The sequence below is a fragment of the Pseudomonas sp. RA_15y_Pfl1_P11 genome (assembly GCF_963970975.1).
Taxonomy (GTDB): Bacteria; Pseudomonadota; Gammaproteobacteria; order Pseudomonadales; family Pseudomonadaceae; genus Aquipseudomonas; species Aquipseudomonas tritici.
This window is the reverse complement of the sequence record NZ_CAXAOY010000001.1, coordinates 386307-403368: the sequence shown is the minus strand read 5'-3', so window position 1 is coordinate 403368 and position 17062 is coordinate 386307. Positions and strand designations below refer to the sequence as shown.

Here is a 17062-nt window from a genome sequence, read left to right as displayed (position 1 = left end):
CCATTTGCGCACTATTTATACTGTCGGTAGAACCCTGATACGGATGTAGATAATGACCGAGCGCCTGTTTTTCACCCACGACCACCTGACTGCCGAGCTTGAAGTACTGGGTTGCACCCCGCACGAGGACCAGTTTGCAGTCATCCTGCACTCGACCATTTTTCACCCCCAGGGCGGCGGACAACCCTTCGATACCGGCTGGCTCGGTGACAGCACTGTACTGCGCGTCACCCAGGAAGCCGATCGCGTAGTGCACTACGTCGACCGGCCACTGGAACCGGGCCCGATCACCGCGCGGGTCGATGAACAACGCCGCGCGCTGCACACCCGGCTGCATTCCGCCGGGCACTTGATCGGCAACGTGGGCGAGACCTTGGGTTGGATGCCGATCAAGGCCCATCACTGGCCAGGCGAAGGCAAGATCACCTTTATCCGTGGTGAAACTGCGCAGGTCATGGAGGCCGCGGCGATTCAACAGCAGGTCAACCAATGGATCGCTGCGGACTCCCCACGCCATATGAGCCTCAAAGACGGCACTCGCGAAGTCGGCTTCGGCGAATTACCCGCGTATGCCTGCGGCGGTACTCATGTGCAGACATTGAGCGAGTTGGGCCAGGTGACCATCCTGGCCGTGTCGGAGAAAAAGGGCGCGCTCTGCGTTCGCTACGAAATCAACTGAGAAGACGCCTATATTCCGCAAGTGCGCGTGCAACTGCAAATAGCCTAGGCACGCCGGTTAGCCGGTCAATTCGCGTCGTCGTTGACGACCATTGCCGGCAAGCCTGCTTCTACAGGTCCGTTCGACCCCCTCGCCCATGGAAAAAGGAGGTGGTAGTGTGTGGAAATATTTCTGACAATTCGATCAGAAATCTTCTACTGACTACCAGCAAAGGAATGCGTCCCTCCATGCACTTTCCACTCAAGCAACTGGCGGCTGCCACCCTGTTCGCGGCGAGCCTATCGGCCATCTCTGGCCCAGCTTTCGCCACTATCACCCCCGACCAAAGCACGGCGATTCTCAAGAGTTTCAGCGAAACCTCCGTCAGTGATTTTCGTGGTTTCCTCGGTACCCTGGCCAACGGCGACCTTGGCAAGACCAGCGATGTGGGCCCGGCGATCAGTGCCTTTCTCGACAACAAAACCCTGAGCGCCGACCAGCAGAACGAAATCAATCGGCTGCTGGGCATCTATACGCGGGTGAAGTATGGCAAGGCCGCCACCGAAACCCTGCGTGAGCTAGTGGAAATTCCGACCTTCAATGTGGACGGTCTACCGCAGTATAAAAATCCGGAATTCATCAAGATCGCCGGCAAGATCCAAGACCTCGCCAAGGCCTTCAACCTGAATTTCCGCAATATCGACAATCGTGTGTACGAAATTTCTCTGGAAGGCAGCGGCGATGAGGTGGTCGGCATCCACGCCCATGCCGATGTGGTACCGGTAACGCCGGAAAACTGGGTGCTGAAAGACGGCACCAAGCTAGATCCGTTCAAGGTCACGCTGATCGGCGACCGCATGTACGGCCGTGGCACCGAGGATGACAAAAACGCCATTGTGGTAGCCCTGTATGCCATGAAGGTCATCAAGGAAGAGAAGCTGGCGCTGGCGCGTAACTTCAAGCTGCTGGTGGACACCACCGAAGAAACCTCCGGCGACGCAATTCCGTATTACTTTGAAAAGAACCCGACGCCGCAATACAACCTCGCGCTGGATGGCGGCTACCCAGTGGTAATTGCCGAGAAAGGCTACGGCACGGTGATGGCAACCTTCCCGCGTCGCAAGCCTGAAGGCAAAGGCGCGGAAATCATCTCGATGACCGGCGGCATGGCGACTAACCAGATCCCGTCGGCTTCGGTTGCAACGTTTCTCAGCGACAAACCTGCCGAATTGGCCGCCAGCCTGCAAAAGGCCGGCACTGAATATGCCAAGCGTAACGGCGGTGATTTCGAGGTCGCCACCAAGGTCGACGGTAAAGACGTCAAGCTGACGGTCACTGGTGTTTCGGCTCACTCGTCCGAGCCGGAGTCCGGCATCAACCCGGTATCGCGCATGCTGGAACTGATCCACAGCATCGACGGCAAAATCGCACTCAAGCACAACCAGATTACCGATGCCGCACGTTATGCGTCTGACAACTGGGGCCTGGACTACCTCGGCGGCAAGCTGGGCGTGGGCTTCTCTGACGAATTCATGGGACCGCTGACCACCTCGCTGACCTTTGTTGGCCTGGATGACAAAGCCTTCAAACTGGCGGTGAACCTGCGTGTGCCGAAGGGCAAATCCCCGGAGAAACTCAAGGCACAAATCGCCGAAAAGTTGAGCGCCTGGGACAAGAAAACCAAGGTTAACGTGGACTTTACCTACTCGGTGGCCGAACCGATGTTCCGCAACCCGGAAGGTGAATGGGTGAAAGCACTCTTGGCAGTGGCCAGCGAAAACCTCGGCATGGAGCACAAGTTCGGCACCTCGGCCGGCGCAACGTCCGTGCACGAACTGCCGAACGGCGTGCAATTCGGCCTGGCGCGGCCGGAAGTAAAGTACACCGGGCACACCGACAACGAGTTCAAGACCGTCGACCAGTTCTTGCTGGACTTGCAGATTGTCACAGAAATGATGGGCCGTATCGGGCAGTTGCCGAAGCTCTGACCCTCCCCGGACCCGCCAGCCTGGCGGGTCCTTTTGGCGCCGACCTAGCCATTCGGTCAGTTACCACGCTGAATCCTCTTGCGTACCCTGCCCTCTGACTCTGTCGGAGGAATCGGGATGTCTCTGCTCAACGCTGTCGAACGTGCCTGTACACGCCTGGCTCCCTTTGGGTGGCGCGACCTGTTGCTGCTCCATGGCCTGGATATCACTTCGGGCACGCTGCGCGAAGAACTTGCCCAACCTCTGCAGATCAACCGCACATTGGCGGGTTTCGAAGACTTCTCTGTCAGCGCTATGCGTGGTATCGAACCGGGGCGACCGGCTGACAGCCTGCTGTTTCATGCATTCGCATCGCCCAACGTGAGCACCGATATCCGCGGTGAAGCACTGACCGAATTTCCGACAGCGGCTGAAATCGAGCAGATCCTCAATTACGTCTACGGCGCAGCGCCCCCCAGCTTGGCGTCATTCGGTGATCAGCAACTGGCGATCGCGGTGTTTGCCTACGAATACCGGACACAGCCTGAAACCGTGCATCGCCGCCAGGCCGACTTGTGTTTTTCCCGCACCGGCGTGGCCCGCGTGGGCACAGCCGCCGCGCTATATGACCCGCAACGGCGAGGGTTCTTGCCATTCGTTGAGGGCCAGCCCAGTCAAATGCGCGTTATACCGGCGCGCTACGGCGCCTTTATCGCGGCAAAACACATTGGCCAGCCAGAACAATTTGGCCCGATGAACGCCCAGCCCATCGACTCGGACCTTGAGTTCTGGGTGCCCCTGCACAAACTTTTCGATGGAGATGAATGCCTGGCGGGGATGGACCTGAGGGTGCAACTGGAAAGCCACCAGATCAACGAAAAGATCGGGCAGATCCACCGGCGCTTTCACGGTACCGGCTGGCAGGAACCTGACATTCTCAACCCGCCTTTCGTGATTACCCAAGGACTCTGCCATTGGGCGGATGTCGATACGTTCGCGCCGGGACTGCTGGTGCCCGACGCTAAAAAGACCCTGGTGGAGCTGGCTTATTATCAGGGCAGCCCGCTGTCGTTCATGATGCCGTCGGACTCGGGTGGCCTGATCCATGGACGGCATCGCGTGCGCGACGACGGCTCGGTCGAAGACCTCAATGAGTTGGAAAACGTCGATGCAATCGTCAAGGCCGGCGGCTATCGCGCCCTGCACTATCAAGACGCCATGGCGGACGGCTGGGTGCGGGCGAACTGCCCGCAGTTGATGCTGGAAAGCATTGCCGCCTATTCCATCATTGGTGCCCCGGACTTTTTCCCACTGTGCGGACAACGAGAACTCAAGGCGTGGTCCAGCGACCCCGAGGTGTTCCCCTGCCCGGCGCCACCTTGCCCGGAGGTGTGGCATACACGGGTCAATCCGCTGTGCGACGTGCGCTTCTATATCAATCAGTCCCTGACGGGTAATCACTTCTCCCCGGAAGATCGCGGCGTCACGGCGATTATCTCCCATCCCCAGCCCTCGACAACGCCCAACGCGAGCACGTCGGTGGCGGGTGCCCAGCGACAATCCTGGCTGCCGGATTTCGCCAACGGTGTGTTTGGACCCGGCTGGGAAGTCGGCCGCGGCTTGGTGGATGCGCCGTTTACCAATGTGCTTTGCGGCTATCAACTGGCCAGCCCATTTACCGAGGACGCACGTATCTGTGCCGCGCTGGGCTCCTACTGGCCAGGTGTCGCGCCGGACTCGACCCGCACGTTCGAACCGCGCAGTGTGTCGGCCACGGTCATCCCGCTGACAGACAGCGAAACAGGCCAGCGCGGCAGCCCGGGCTGGGATGGCCGCAGCGGACCGGCACTGATTGAAGTTGAAGGACGCTCGGTGGTCCAGTACGAGGCCTATGAGTACAGCGATTACACAAGAGCCGCACTGGCCGGCCAGTTGTCGCTGGCGATGACCGGGCAGACCAGCACCGAGCAGTACCATCAGCGTGTGCTGGGCATGCGGCGCGCGTACAAGGCAGTCGGCGCAGGATCAGACAAAGAACAGCGAAAACTCTGGCCCCTGCTGTCGTTTTATCGGGTAGAACTGCCGGATGACGCCTTCGAGGCGGCGCAACAGCAAGCCAATCATCGGCTGGAGGGCGATGTGCAGCACTACTGGCTGTACAAGCGCGGGGGGATCACCACACCGACGGACAACTTCAAGCTTCGCCATGTGCAGATCGAGCAACAGGTGCAACTGTATATGGGCCAGGACGCGCTGCTTGTCCGCCAGGACGGTGGGCCCTGGCGCAAAGTTGATGAACGACGTTGACGTGGTGGTCATGGGAGCGGGCCCGGCGGGATGTGCCGCGGCGATTCATTGCGCACAACGCGGTTTGCGGGTTGGCTTAGTAGAAAGAAGCCATTTCCCTCGACACCGACCCGGGGAGACTTTGCATCCAGGGGTTGAACCCTTGCTGCGGCAACTCGGCGGCAACGCACTACTGACCGATCCGGCATACCTGAGACACGCCGGGCACTGGGTGCATTGGGATGGCCCACCGCGCTTCCATGGGTTTGGCGGTGAGGCCTGGCGGGGTTTTCAGATCCCGCGCGCCCTGCTCGATCAGCAATTGCTCCAACAGGCCCGCACGCTGGGCGTGCAGGTTAGCCAACCGAAGTGCGTCAGCCAGGTGTTGCAACAGCACGGTCGGGTATCGGGCGTTCAGGTCGGGGCTACCCAATGGACCGCGCGCTACGTGTTGGACGCCACCGGTCGGCATGGCTGGCTGCAACGTCAATTGCAGATACCCTGCCTGCGCCTTTCACCTCGGCTGATTGCAAGGTATGGCTACTGCGAGGACCACCGCCTTCCGGATACAGCACTGGGACTGTTTGCCAACCGCCAGGGCTGGCACTGGCTTGCTCGAATCAGCAGCACCTGCGTGCATTGGACGCAGCTGTCGTTTTACGCTGCGGACACCTGCAGGGCGATCCCTAAAGCACTGGACCAACAAACAGCGACCGACGTGACGCGAGGCGCCGACGTGACGTGGCGGTGCGCTCAGCACACCACGGGGCCTGGCTACTTTTTAGTCGGCGATGCCGCCGCAACCCTCGACCCTTGTGCCTCCCATGGCGTAATCAAGGCATTGATCTCAGGCATGCAGGCTGCCTCGGCGATTGTTGATTGCCTGTCCTGGCCGGCGGGGGAATCGATTATTCAAGCGGCCTATCACGCCTGGGTACGGGAAGGCTTCAAACGTGATGTGACGGCGCTGCGCGGCTTTTATCAAGCCCACCCCCACCCACCGGCGTGGCTGCACACTCAGGAATAAAAATCGACACACACAAAAACGCCGATCATCTCTGATCGGCGTTTTCGTTGAATATGGAGCGGGAAACGAGACTCGAACTCGCGACCCCGACCTTGGCAAGGTCGTGCTCTACCAACTGAGCTATTCCCGCAAATGGCGTCCCCTAGGGGACTCGAACCCCTGTTACCGCCGTGAAAGGGCGGTGTCCTAGGCCACTAGACGAAGGGGACACGCTACTGAAATACATGGTGTGTATTTCAGTGCCCAGAGATTAGATCCGAAGATCATGCCCTGGTTTCACTCAGTGTCGCCCAAGAGCAACACTGCTTAAATTTGGAGCGGGAAACGAGACTCGAACTCGCGACCCCGACCTTGGCAAGGTCGTGCTCTACCAACTGAGCTATTCCCGCATATTGGCGTCCCCTAGGGGACTCGAACCCCTGTTACCGCCGTGAAAGGGCGGTGTCCTAGGCCACTAGACGAAGGGGACACACGTACAACATTCACTCCCAACCGCGTTTCGCTGTGCGCTTTACGCTGTAAGTGGCGCGCATTCTATGGATGGATTGAAAGGTCGTCAACCCCCAAGGATAAATTTATTTAAATCAATGACTTCGCCCTGCTTTACGGGCTTGTGCGAACGTTATGCCCGTTCGGGCTTTGGCGCCTATATTCTGGCGCCCGACAAGACGCTATAGTTCACTCCGGAAAATGATGGCAATGTGCATTCATGCAGGGAACGCCTATCTATATAGAAGCAAACTACCTGGGCAACTGGTCGATCAGTTCTATCCGCCGGAACGCCCAGTCACTACACTCCACTGTAAACCCTATAAAGAGGTCACACCGGTGACACCACTCATGATCACCCTGTTGGTAATAGCCGTTATCGCCATACTGATTGCCATTGGCTATATGAACCACGTGGTGGAAAACAACAAGCTGGAAAAGAAACGTACCGAAATCGAACTCAATGATCGGCTGCGCCGCTGCGGTGAAATCACCGAGACCTTTCCTGGCCAGTTGATGACCCCGGCGCTCAAACTGTTGCTGACACGACTGGAGCTCAACGTTAACCAGCGGCTGTTGAACCTCAACAAGACCAGCGCACCGATCAAGGCCCGCATCGCCGAGCTGAATGCGCTGGTGGCCCAGGGTGAATCGATCCCGGTGAGCAACCCGCCCGCGCCGATCCAGACCGAAGCCAAGGCCAAGGACGTGCGTTTCCTGCTTGAAGCCCTCCACGGCCAGGTCACCCGCGCTGCTCAGGACGGCTTCCTGTCGTCCAACGAGGCCAAGCACTGGATCAAGGAAATCCGCCATATCCTGGTGTTGCTGCATATCGAGTTCTTCAACAACCTCGGCCAGCACGCTTTGCAGCAAAGCCAGCCGGGCCAGGCGCGCCTGGCATTCGAACGTGGCGTGCAGTACCTGCGCAAACAACCGGAGCCGGGGATCTACAGCGCACAGCTGCAACAACTGGAAGCCCAACTGGTCCGCGCCAACTCCACGGTACTGACCAACAGCAAGCCTGCCCAAGACGAGGTCAACGAATTGACCGAAGGCCTCAAAGTGGTCGACGCCGACGCGGAATGGAAGAAAAAAGCCATTTACGACTGATTGGCCCCTCTCCATGTGGCGAACTCTGTTCGCCACATGCCATCACTTTGCATCTATCCGCCGCCCCTCGACTAGCGTAAAAAAGTGCCCCTCACTCCGTGAAGTCAGAGGCCTGCTATGCCTGTCGCCGTCATTGATGGACAACCGCTGCACTACGTCGACCAGGGCTGCGGCCCCGTCGTCCTGCTGGGCTCAAGCTACCTGTGGGACCGCGACATGTGGTCGCCGCAGGTCGAAGCCCTGTCGCAACAGTACCGCGTGATCGTGCCCGAGCTGTGGGGCCATGGCGAGTCCGGCCCGCTGCCGGCGCAAACCCATTCCCTCGACGACCTCGCACGCCAGGCCCTGGCCCTGCTGGACCAGTTGGACATTTCACACATCAACCTGGTGGGTCTCTCAGTCGGTGGCATGTGGGGTGCGCGGCTGGCGTTGCTCGCACCCGAGCGGGTCAACAGCCTGGTGCTGATGGACACCTACCTCGGCGCCGAGCCCGAGGCCACGCGCCAGTACTATTTCTCGCTGTTCAAGATGATCGAAGACGCCGGCGCCATCCCTGAACCTTTGCTGGATGTTATTACTCCGATCTTCTTCCGCCCAGGCATCGATCGCGAATCAGCGCTGTACCAGGATTTGCGCAAGCAATTGCAGGGTTACTCCAAAGAGCGCCTGCTGCGCAGCATCGTGCCCCTGGGCCGGTTGATCTTCAGTCGCGAGGATGTGCTGGCGCAGTTGCCACGCTTGGATGCCAACACTACCTTGGTAATGTGTGGCGAACAGGACAAACCGCGCCCTCCCGCCGAGTCCGAGGAGATGGCCGGTCTGATCGGCTGCAGCCTGATCCTGATTCCGCAGGCCGGCCATATCAGTGCGAGGGAACATCCGGACTTCGTCAACGAAGCGCTGCTGACCTTCCTGGCCAACCACGCCTGACCGCCCTCCCCAGTGATCGCAGCCAACACGCTGCGATCACAGGCGAAAATGCCCCACCATGCCCTTGAGCTCCGCCCCCAACTGCGCCAGTTGAATACTCGACGCAGCGTTGCCCTGCATGCTCAGCGCCGACTGATCCGCACTGGCACGGATACTGGTGACGCTGCGGTTGATCTCTTCGGCCACCGAGCTTTGTTCCTCGGCCGCAGCGGCAATCTGCTGGTTCATCTGCTGGATCAACGACACCGCCGCCGCGATGCTGCCCAGGGCGCTTTCGGTTTCCAGCGCATCGCTCACTGCCAGCTTCACCAGCTCGCCGCTTTGCTGGATCTGCTGCACGGACGACTGCGCCGCACTGCGCAAGGTACTGACCAACCGCTCGATTTCTTCCGTGGATTGCTGGGTGCGCAGGGCCAACGCGCGCACCTCATCGGCGACCACCGCAAAACCCCGCCCCTGTTCGCCCGCGCGGGCGGCTTCGATGGCGGCGTTAAGGGCCAGCAGGTTGGTCTGTTCAGCCACGCTTTTGATGACGCTCAACACGGTGCCGATATGCTGGATCTCTGCGCTCAGGCTCTCGATGCTGGTGCTGGCACTGGTGCTGGAGGTGGCCAGTAATTCGATGCGCTGCAGGCTTTGGCGCACCACCCGTTGGCCACTGTCGACTTTGTCATCCGCCGTCTGCGCGGCTTGCGCGGCCTCTTCGGCATTGCGCGCCACGTCGTGAACGGTGGCGGTCATCTGGTTCATCGCCGTGGCAACCTGTTCGGTTTCTTCTTTTTGGCTGCTGACTTCGATATTGGTCTGCTCGGTGACGCTGGACAATGAATGCGCCGAGCTGGCCAGTTGTTCGATACCGGCTTGCAGGCCGCTGACCATTTGGCTCAAGCCACTGCCCATCTGCTGCATCGCCTGCATCAACTGGCCGATTTCATCGCGACGACTGACGTCCATGCGCCCGCTCAAGTCGCCGGCGGCGATCTGCTGGGCCACGGCGATCACACTGCGCAGCGGCGCGACGATCAATCGGGTTATCACCCACGCCGCAATCAACCCTACCAGCAGTGCCAGGGCCGAAGAACCGATGATCAGCCCTGCGCTTTTCTTTAACTGCGCCTGCATCGACTGATCTTCGGCGCTGTAAGCCTGGTTGACCCGGCTGACCACTTGCTCCGCCCGATCATGCAACTGTTTGTAGACCACTTTCTCCTGCGCCAGCAGGCCGGTGTATTCGCCGAGCTTTTCACTGAACGCGGCAATATGCCCGGAGACTTCGTTGAGCACGGTCTGGTAGCCCGAGTCCTTGACCGAGGTCTTCAGTTGCTCGACCTGGGCCAGGGCCTGGTCGGCCTGCTCGATCTTGCCCTGCTCAGTGCCCTCCCCGCTCACTTTGCGGCTCTGATCCAGACGCACATGGGCTTCGTTCATGGCTTGCAACATCAAGCGTGAGACTTGGCTGATCTGTCCCGCCTGCTCGATAAACTCAGCGCCCTCCTTGCCCTGGCTTTCCTTCAGGCCATAGGCACCGTCATCTGCCAGCCCGGCCTGCAAGACGTCTAGGTTGTTCGCCACGCTGGACACCGACCAACTGGCCATTTCAAGGGCCAGGTCCTTGGTCTGGGTCAATTCGACAAACTCATCGAATGCCTTGCGGTATTCCGCCAAGGCTTGCTCGACATCGTTCATCACCGGCACGTTGGCGGGCGATTGAGCCTTGAGGCTGGCCGCGAGCGCTGCCAGGGTATCGACACTTTCATGCAGGGCATCGACGGCCTTGGGGTCGGCATGCAATGCGTAGTCCTGCTCGATCAGGCGCACCTTGAGCAGGCCGCTGTTGAGCGAAGACATGGCCTTGAGGCCTTCGAAACGCTGTCCAACGGATTGCAGGGACCACACGCCGATGGCCGCGACCAACGCGGTCAGCAGCAATACCAGCATGAAGCCCAAGCCCAGTTTCTTTGCCATACCGAGGTTGGCGAAATGTCGTTGCACGACCGAAATCATTGCACTTGAATCCTCTTGCAATGGCAGATGCCATAAAGCCCGGTTAACTCAGGCGAGATTCGCAACCACAAGGCATTGAACACAAGGCGTTGGCGCCACAATAATGGCAAAAAGCTACACGCTCGTCGTTTTCAGGATGGTCGAGGTCGATCTGGCAGGCCCCATGGCGCGGAACAACGCCAAGGCTCGTTGATCGGCCGCATAGGCCACATTGATACGCAGCCAGTCACTGGGTTCGCCGGTTGGACTGAACAGCGCCCCCGGCGATAACAAGACACCGAGCCGCCGGGCACACCCCTGCACTCGTGACCGATCCCCCACCCCTGGCCGTGCCCACAGGAACATACCGCCAGCGGGTTTGGCGAACACCTCCCACTCCTCGTCCTCCAGTACCTGCAACGTAGCGGCCATTTGCGCACGCAGTCGCTTGCGCAGGCGCTGCACACACTTGCGATAGGTGCCATTAGCCAGCAGCGTGGCCACCACCGCCTCGGCAAATCGCGAGGTGCCAAACCCGGTCATGGTCTTGAGGCTGGCCAGTTGCGCGATGATCACCGTGCTGGCACTGAGATACCCCACGCGCAGGGCACTGCTCAGGGTCTTGGAAAAGCTCGCGACATAGATCACCCGGTCATCATGGGGAAACGCCGACAGCCGCGTGCAACTGGCAGGTTGCAGGTCGCCGAAAACATCCTCTTCAATGATCAGGAAGTTCTCGCGGTGCGCCAGTTCCAGCAAACGTTCAGCCACTGTGCGGTTCAGGCTGGTGCCGGTGGGATTGTGATACAGGCTGTTGATGAACAGGCACTTGGGCCGATGCCGCTGCAACAATGCTTCCAGCGCCGAGAGGTCCGGGCCTCCTTGGGTGCGCGGCACTTGCAGCAGTTGCACGCCGTGGAACGCCAGTTGCCGATAGAGGTTGCCGTACCCCGGCGATTCGACCACCACGCAATCGCCAGCCTTGAGCAACGTGCGTATCAGCAAGTCCTGTGCATGACTGGCGCCTGACGTGGTGAGAATGCAGTCAAGGTGGGTGGCAATGTGGATCTGGGTCAGTCGCTTGAGCAGTTGTTCGCGCAGCGCCAGCAAACCCAATGGGGTGCTGTAGTTGAACAGACCGGCGGTGTCGGTACGGGTGACTTCACGAATCGCATAGCTGATGTCATCGCTTTCGCGCCAGGCATCCGGCAACCAGCCGCAGCCCAGTTTCAGCTCACCCATTGGGTTATCGATGAACGGCCCCCATTCCCGCTCTGCGCCTTCGTACCATTGGCCCTCATGCAAGCCGGACGGCTGCGCGACCACAAACCCCGAGCCGGGCTTGGACACCAGTACGCCCTGGGCGGCCATCCGCTCGAACGCCTCGATCACGCTGGACTGGCTGAGCAGATTATCGAGGGCCACCTGTCGAATGGACGGCAAGCGCGTGCCGGGACTCGCCCCACTGTTGCGAATCCACTGCGCCACTGCGCTGATGATTTGCTGCACCACCGGTACAAGGGCTTGTCGATCGATCCCTAAATCCATGCGCCACTCACTTCCTCTGTCTGTTATTCAACCCAGAACAGTTAAGCACAGAAGCCCCTCACAACCCGTCGCCAAATTTTATTAAAGTATTGATTTTATTGAATTATTTACCTAATGATACACATTCTGACAGGGCCCATTGCCAGCTATGGAAACGCCCCACAGCCCTCCCAAACCTTTTCGAATGGCGGGCGACGCGAGGTCCTAGATAGCCGTAGCACCACCGTCCACCGCCAAGGCCTGGCCAGTGGTAAAGGCCGCGCCATCGCTACAGAGGTAGAGCACCGCGCTGGCGACCTCCTCGACCTTGCCAATGCGCCCGACCGGATGCATGGCGGCGGCAAATTCGGCTTTGCGTGGGTCGGCTTCATAGGCACGCCGGAACATATCGGTATCGATCACCGCCGGGCAGACCGCATTGACGCGAATTTTCTTCTTCGCATATTCAATGGCCGCCGATTTGGTCAGGCCGATCACCGCATGCTTGGAAGCGGCGTAAATGCTCATCTTGGGCGCCGCGCCCAAACCCGCTACCGACGCGGTGTTGACGATTGCCCCGCCACCCTGGGCCAGCAGTAGCGGCAACTGGTACTTCATGCACAGCCACACGCCTTTGACGTTGACGCCCATGATGGCGTCGAACTCATCCTGGCTGCCGTCGGCCAACTTGCCTTTCTCGATCTCGATTCCGGCGTTATTGAAGGCATAGTCCAGGCGGCCATAGGCGGTGATGGTCTGGGCCATCAATTGCTGCACATCGGCCTCCAGCGTGACGTTGCAGCGTACAAACAGCGCTTCCCCGCCCGCCTGGTGGATCAAGGCGACGGTACCCTCGCCGCCCGCTGCATCCAGGTCGGCAACCACGACCTTCAAGCCTTCGGCGGCGAATGCGAGCGCAGTGGCGCGACCAATACCGGCGGCGGCACCGGTTACCAGGGCGACTTGACCGGAAAACGTCATGCTCATGGAGGATGTCCTGAAGAGTGTGTTGTGGGAAATCTAGCCGTGGCCCGAGTCTAGCCAACGCCACGCCGGACGCGTCAGCACTATCAAAAGGCCAGTTAAGGCTGCATGGATCGCAGTGATAACAGACATAGGCTGACTATCAGCAATGCCTATCGACAAGCATTCGCGCATTGGGTGAACCTTGCTCCATGGCCGTTCAAGGTTTATCACTTCAGGTTCATTTCCAGAAGAGTCCCTGCCATGACCGCCCAGACCAACCGCCAATTCCTGCTCGCCAAGCGCCCGGTCGGCGCGGCGACCCGGGAAACCTTCACCTACCAGGAAGTGCCGGTGGGCACACCCCAGGATGGGCAGGTGCTGGTGCGCAACGAATACCTGTCCCTCGACCCGGCCATGCGCGGCTGGATGAATGAAGGCAAGTCCTACATTCCGCCGGTCGGCATCGGTGAAGTCATGCGCGCGCTGGGTGTGGGAAAAGTGATTGCGTCCAACAACCCGAAATTTTCGGTCGGGGACTACGTCAACGGTGCCTTGGGTGTGCAGGATTACTTCCTGGGCGAGCCGCGTGGTTTCTACAAGGTTGATCCAAAACTCGCGCCTTTGCCGCGCTACCTGTCTGCCCTGGGCATGACCGGCATGACGGCCTACTTCGCGTTGCTGGACACCGGCGCACCCAAGGCAGGCGAAACCGTAGTGATCTCCGGCGCGGCCGGCGCCGTGGGCAGCATTGCCGGGCAGATCGCCAAGCTCAAAGGCTGCCGCGTGGTGGGCATTGCCGGCGGTGCAGACAAGTGCACGTTCCTGGTGGATGAACTGGGCTTCGACGCCGCCATCGATTACAAAAGCGAAGACGTGCCCGCCGCGCTCAAGCGCGAATGCCCCAAGGGCGTGGATGTGTATTTCGATAACGTCGGCGGCGATATTCTCGACGCCGTCCTCAGCCGCCTGGCACTGAAGGCGCGCGTGGTGATTTGCGGTGCCATCAGCCAATACAACAACGAGGAAGCCGTGAAGGGCCCGGCCAACTACCTGTCATTGCTGGTCAATCGCGCGCGTATGGAAGGTTTTGTGGTGATGGATCACGCGGCAAACTTTGCCGCGGCCGGGCAGGAAATGGCCGGCTGGATGGCGCAGGGCAAGCTCAAGAGCAAGGAAGATATCGTGGAGGGGCTGGAGACGTTCCCGGAGACGTTGATGAAGCTGTTCAACGGGGAGAACTTTGGCAAACTGGTACTCAAGGTCAACTGACACACCTTGGATCTAATTGTGGGAGCAGCGATGCGACGTGCTCGCTCCCACATCTATGTTTCCAGGTTCGACCTGATATCAGGCGATCTCGGCAACTACCGCCGCCAGCGCCTTCGCCGGATCCGCCGCCTGGCTGATCGGGCGGCCAATCACAAGGTAATCCGAACCCGCATCCAGTGCCTGACGCGGGGTCAGGATACGGCGCTGGTCATCCTGGGCGCTGCCCGCCGGACGAATCCCCGGAGTCACCAGCTGCAGCGACGGGTGCGCGGTTTTCAGCGCCTGGGCTTCCAGCGCCGAACACACCAGGCCATCGAGGCCGGCTTTCTGCGCCAGGGCGGCCAGGCGCAGGACTTGCTCCTGGGGCTCGATGTCCAGGCCAATACCGGCCAGGTCTTCACGCTCCATGCTGGTGAGCACAGTGACGCCGATCAGCAGCGGTTTAGGACCGCTGCGCTGTTCCAGCACTTCACGGCAGGCGGCCATCATGCGCAGGCCGCCGGAGCAGTGCACGTTGACCATCCACACGCCCATTTCGGCGGCAGCCTTGACCGCCATGGCGGTGGTGTTCGGGATGTCGTGGAATTTCAGGTCGAGGAACACCTCGAAGCCTTTATCACGCAGGGTGCCGACGATGTCCGCGGCGCAGCTGGTGAACAGTTCCTTGCCGACTTTGACGCGGCAAAGCTTCGGATCCAACTGGTCAGCCAGCTTCAGTGCGGCGTCACGAGTGGGGTAATCCAGGGCGACGATGATAGGAGTCTGGCAGACGGGCATTGGAATGGGCTCTCAGGCAAGTCGAAATCGGCGCGGATTGTAGCGCAAGCAGCGCCTTTGCGGGATCCGATGATCGGTAAATACTGACCAAGCGCCGTCAGGCGGGCATTTCTGGAAATTATTTCAAAGCTGATACATTCACGACATGCCCACAACACGCCCTACGGCTAGCCTCGCCTGCACGACCCACCGACCAGCACTTCCAGCCATGGGGCTGGGCGCCTATGCTGACCGCAACGACCAGGCAGATGATTGCATTATGCACACCCCTTCCGTCTTTATGAACGACGAGCAAAAAGCCGCGGTGATCGCCGACGACAAGCGCTGGAACACCCGTGCGCTGATCGTTGACGACGATGTGCCGATCCGCGAACTGCTGATCGACTACCTGGCACGCTTCGGCATTCTCGCCACCGGCGTCATCGACGGCACCGCGATGCGCCAAGCCATGCACGCCGAAACCTTTGACGTGGTGGTGCTCGACCTGATGCTGCCAGGCGAGGACGGCCTCTCGCTGTGCCGCTGGCTGCGCGCGGAATCGGACATCCCGATCCTGATGCTCACCGCCCGCTGCGAACCCACCGACCGCATTATCGGCCTGGAACTGGGCGCCGATGACTACATGTCCAAGCCGTTCGAGCCGCGCGAACTGGTGGCGCGCATCCAGACCATCCTGCGCCGCGTGCGTGACGACCGTATTGAACAGCGCACGAATATCCGCTTCGACAACTGGCGCCTGAACAGTGTGCTGCGCCAGCTGGTGGCCGACGATGGTTTGGTGGTGCCGCTGTCCAACGCGGAATTCCGCTTGCTGTGGGTGTTTATCGAGCGCCCGCGCCGCGTACTGAGCCGCGAGCAGTTGCTGGATGCAGCCCGTGGCCGATCAATTGAAGCCTTTGATCGCAGCATCGACTTGCTGGTATCGCGCCTGCGGCAGAAACTCGGGGATGATCCCAAGGCACCGCAGTTGATCAAGACCGTGCGTGGCGAAGGCTACCTGTTCGATGCGCGAGATATCGGCTGATGCGTGCGCCCTTCAACACGCTGTTTGGTCGGCTGTTTGGCGTGTTGCTCGTGGCGATTGTGCTGGCCCACGCGCTGGCGTTCTTCTGGTTCCACCATTACGGCCAACCGCCGCCGCCACCGCCTGAGCGGTTTATCGAGCAACCGGACGGAACAAGGGTACCGGAGCGCAAAGAGCACCACCGCCCCTGGTTTGGCGGCCCGGTGGTGCCCCTGACGTTTCAATTTGTCTCACTGATTATCGCCGCCTGGTACGGGGCCAAGCTGTTGAGCAGACCGATTCAACGCCTCAGCGAGGCGGCCGAGCGTTTAAGCCTGGACCTTGACAGCCCGCCGCTGGAAGAGTCCGGGCCGCTGGAAGCGCGGCAGGCGGCATCGACCTTCAACCTGATGCAAAAACGCATCCGCGAACAGGTCAGCCAACGCGCGCGCATGCTCGGTGCGGTCTCCCATGACCTGCGCACCCCACTGTCACGCCTCAAGCTGCGCCTGGAACAGATCGAAGATACGCGGCTGCAGGGCCAGATGCGCCAGGACCTGGACGACATGATCGGCATGCTCGACGCCACCCTGAGCTACCTGCACGAACAACGCACCAGCGAAACCCGGCATTGGCTGGACGTGCAAGCGCTGGTGGAGTCGATGAGCGAAAACGCCCAGGACCAGGGTTCGGATGTGCAATTCGCCGGCACCTGCGCGCCGTTGCAAGTACAGCCGATGGCCTTGCGTTCGTGCCTGAATAACCTGATCGACAACGCCTTGCGTTATGCCGGCTCGGCACGCATCGAGCTGACGGACAGTCGCGAGGCACTGGTCATCCGCGTCATTGATCATGGCCCCGGCATCGCCGCCGACAAGCGTGAAGCGGTGTTCGAGCCGTTCTACCGGCTGGAAGGCTCACGCAACCGCAACTCCGGCGGCGTCGGCCTGGGCATGACGATTTCCAAGGAAGCGGCGGAACGCCTCGGCGGTCGCCTGAACCTGGAGGAAACCCCAAGTGGTGGACTGACTGCCGTGATGTGGTTGCCCAGGACCTGAGGGCCAGCACCA

13 protein-coding genes, 4 tRNA genes and 1 pseudogene are annotated in these 17062 nt (G+C 60.3%); 9 read left to right on the top strand and 9 right to left on the bottom strand.

Annotated elements, in window-relative coordinates:
• The first annotated feature begins 52 nt into the window (after nt 1-52).
• The 4 genes from AACY44_RS01920 to AACY44_RS01905 all read left to right on the top strand — a co-directional run bounded on the left by AACY44_RS01920 (nt 53) and on the right by AACY44_RS01905 (nt 5938).
• Entirely contained in the window at nt 53-679 is a 627-nt protein-coding gene (locus tag AACY44_RS01920; protein ID WP_339529705.1) for an alanyl-tRNA editing protein, read from the top strand.
• Nucleotides 680-906: 227 nt separating this feature from the next.
• Entirely contained in the window at nt 907-2646 is a 1740-nt protein-coding gene (locus tag AACY44_RS01915; protein ID WP_339414645.1) for a dipeptidase, read from the top strand.
• A gap of 117 nt (nt 2647-2763) precedes the next feature.
• Nucleotides 2764-4932, top strand: coding sequence for a hypothetical protein (locus AACY44_RS01910; RefSeq protein WP_339414646.1), 2169 nt, complete (start codon nt 2764-2766; stop codon nt 4930-4932).
• Nucleotides 4919-5938 carry an NAD(P)/FAD-dependent oxidoreductase gene (locus AACY44_RS01905; RefSeq protein ID WP_339436685.1) on the top strand — a complete coding sequence of 340 codons (1020 nt, stop codon included), beginning with the start codon at nt 4919-4921 and terminating at the stop codon, nt 5936-5938. Before AACY44_RS01910 ends, AACY44_RS01905 begins: the two co-directional genes overlap by 14 nt.
• Before the next feature lie 54 nt (nt 5939-5992).
• Here the strand turns inward: AACY44_RS01905 and AACY44_RS01900 are convergent.
• From AACY44_RS01900 to AACY44_RS01885, 4 genes are all read right to left on the bottom strand, one after another.
• Nucleotides 5993-6068: transfer RNA gene (locus tag AACY44_RS01900), tRNA-Gly, on the bottom strand.
• Nucleotides 6069-6071: 3 nt separating this feature from the next.
• A tRNA-Glu gene (locus tag AACY44_RS01895) sits at nt 6072-6147 on the bottom strand.
• A gap of 104 nt (nt 6148-6251) precedes the next feature.
• Nucleotides 6252-6327 (bottom strand) — tRNA-Gly (locus tag AACY44_RS01890).
• Nucleotides 6328-6331: 4 nt separating this feature from the next.
• A tRNA-Glu gene (locus AACY44_RS01885) sits at nt 6332-6407 on the bottom strand.
• Between the two features lie 359 nt (nt 6408-6766).
• On the opposite strand from AACY44_RS01885, the gene AACY44_RS01880 reads away from it, so the two are divergent.
• Together AACY44_RS01880 and AACY44_RS01875 are read left to right on the top strand one after the other, a co-directional pair.
• Nucleotides 6767-7537, top strand: a complete 771-nt coding sequence (locus tag AACY44_RS01880; RefSeq protein WP_339414647.1) for a hypothetical protein — start codon at nt 6767-6769, stop codon at nt 7535-7537.
• Between the two features lie 117 nt (nt 7538-7654).
• Nucleotides 7655-8467 (top strand): alpha/beta fold hydrolase, encoded by an 813-nt coding sequence (locus AACY44_RS01875; RefSeq protein WP_339414648.1) that lies wholly within the window; start codon nt 7655-7657, stop codon nt 8465-8467.
• A gap of 36 nt (nt 8468-8503) precedes the next feature.
• Here AACY44_RS01875 and AACY44_RS27595 read toward each other — a convergent pair whose 3' ends face one another.
• The 4 genes and pseudogenes from AACY44_RS27595 to AACY44_RS01860 form a co-directional block, all read right to left on the bottom strand.
• Nucleotides 8504-9346, bottom strand: coding sequence for a methyl-accepting chemotaxis protein (locus tag AACY44_RS27595; protein WP_370468012.1), 843 nt, complete (start codon nt 9344-9346; stop codon nt 8504-8506).
• A gap of 18 nt (nt 9347-9364) precedes the next feature.
• Nucleotides 9365-10405, bottom strand: a pseudogene (locus AACY44_RS27590) (HAMP domain-containing protein); the annotation flags it as partial.
• Between the two features lie 180 nt (nt 10406-10585).
• The gene (locus AACY44_RS01865) at nt 10586-11998 is read right to left on the bottom strand and encodes an aminotransferase-like domain-containing protein (RefSeq protein ID WP_339414650.1); all 1413 of its coding nucleotides are present in this window, start codon (nt 11996-11998) and stop codon (nt 10586-10588) included.
• 204 nt (nt 11999-12202) lie between these two features.
• On the bottom strand, nt 12203-12964 hold the full coding sequence (locus AACY44_RS01860) for an SDR family oxidoreductase (protein ID WP_339414651.1): 762 nt from the start codon (nt 12962-12964) through the stop codon (nt 12203-12205).
• Nucleotides 12965-13204: 240 nt separating this feature from the next.
• Here AACY44_RS01860 and AACY44_RS01855 point away from each other — a divergent pair, with 240 nt between their 5' ends.
• On the top strand, nt 13205-14212 hold the full coding sequence (locus AACY44_RS01855) for an NADP-dependent oxidoreductase (protein WP_339529703.1): 1008 nt from the start codon (nt 13205-13207) through the stop codon (nt 14210-14212).
• A 78-nt stretch (nt 14213-14290) separates the two neighbouring features.
• Here the strand turns inward: AACY44_RS01855 and pyrF are convergent, their stop codons facing one another.
• Nucleotides 14291-14989 (bottom strand): orotidine-5'-phosphate decarboxylase, encoded by a 699-nt coding sequence (pyrF, locus tag AACY44_RS01850; protein WP_339414653.1) that lies wholly within the window; start codon nt 14987-14989, stop codon nt 14291-14293.
• A gap of 259 nt (nt 14990-15248) precedes the next feature.
• Here pyrF and AACY44_RS01845 point away from each other — a divergent pair, with 259 nt between their 5' ends.
• Nucleotides 15249-16013 carry a response regulator gene (locus AACY44_RS01845; protein ID WP_339529702.1) on the top strand — a complete coding sequence of 255 codons (765 nt, stop codon included), beginning with the start codon at nt 15249-15251 and terminating at the stop codon, nt 16011-16013.
• On the top strand, nt 16013-17050 hold the full coding sequence (locus AACY44_RS01840) for a sensor histidine kinase (protein WP_339414655.1): 1038 nt from the start codon (nt 16013-16015) through the stop codon (nt 17048-17050). The genes AACY44_RS01845 and AACY44_RS01840 overlap by 1 nt, the downstream gene beginning before the upstream one ends.
• Nucleotides 17051-17062 lie beyond the last annotated feature (12 nt).

Bases quoted from the DNA above. Each gene is read 5' to 3' on its own strand.
- AACY44_RS01920 (WP_339529705.1), top strand. From the start codon at position 53: ATGACCGAGCGCCTGTTTTTCACCCACGACCACCTGACTGCCGAGCTT.
- AACY44_RS01845 (WP_339529702.1), top strand. From the start codon at position 15,249: ATGCACACCCCTTCCGTCTTTATGAACGACGAGCAAAAAGCCGCGGTG.
- AACY44_RS27595 (WP_370468012.1), bottom strand. From the start codon at position 9,346: ATGGTCAGCGGCCTGCAAGCCGGTATCGAACAACTGGCCAGCTCGGCG.
- AACY44_RS01865 (WP_339414650.1), bottom strand. From the start codon at position 11,998: ATGGATTTAGGGATCGATCGACAAGCCCTTGTACCGGTGGTGCAGCAA.
- AACY44_RS01860 (WP_339414651.1), bottom strand. From the start codon at position 12,964: ATGAGCATGACGTTTTCCGGTCAAGTCGCCCTGGTAACCGGTGCCGCC.
- AACY44_RS01915 (WP_339414645.1), top strand. From the start codon at position 907: ATGCACTTTCCACTCAAGCAACTGGCGGCTGCCACCCTGTTCGCGGCG.
- AACY44_RS01910 (WP_339414646.1), top strand. From the start codon at position 2,764: ATGTCTCTGCTCAACGCTGTCGAACGTGCCTGTACACGCCTGGCTCCC.
- AACY44_RS01875 (WP_339414648.1), top strand. From the start codon at position 7,655: ATGCCTGTCGCCGTCATTGATGGACAACCGCTGCACTACGTCGACCAG.
- AACY44_RS01905 (WP_339436685.1), top strand. From the start codon at position 4,919: ATGAACGACGTTGACGTGGTGGTCATGGGAGCGGGCCCGGCGGGATGT.
- AACY44_RS01840 (WP_339414655.1), top strand. From the start codon at position 16,013: ATGCGTGCGCCCTTCAACACGCTGTTTGGTCGGCTGTTTGGCGTGTTG.
- pyrF (WP_339414653.1), bottom strand. From the start codon at position 14,989: ATGCCCGTCTGCCAGACTCCTATCATCGTCGCCCTGGATTACCCCACT.
- AACY44_RS01855 (WP_339529703.1), top strand. From the start codon at position 13,205: ATGACCGCCCAGACCAACCGCCAATTCCTGCTCGCCAAGCGCCCGGTC.